We start from the raw sequence: 236 nt of genomic DNA on the forward strand, positions 1-236 counted from the left end.
TCCTCGCCTCCCGGGAGGTGAGCCCCCACAGGGCGGGGCGCGTCCTGGCCTCCTTAAGGAAGCTCTTCCGCTACCTGGCCGAGGTGGAGGGCCTCCCCCTCCTCAAGGACCCCACGGAGGGGGTCAAGCGGCCCAAGCTCCCCCGGAGGCTCCCCGTCTACCTCACCCCGCCCGAGGTGGCCCGCCTCCTCCAGGCGGCCTACCAGAACCGCTCCCCCCGGGTGGCCCTCCGGGAC

General features: G+C 74.2%; 1 pseudogene. It reads left to right on the forward strand.

Annotated features, from left to right (window positions below):
• A pseudogene (locus ACYQ0J_RS13495) lies at positions 1-236 on the forward strand (tyrosine-type recombinase/integrase); the annotation flags it as partial.

The sequence above is a fragment of the Thermus sp. FJN-A genome (assembly GCF_054655095.1).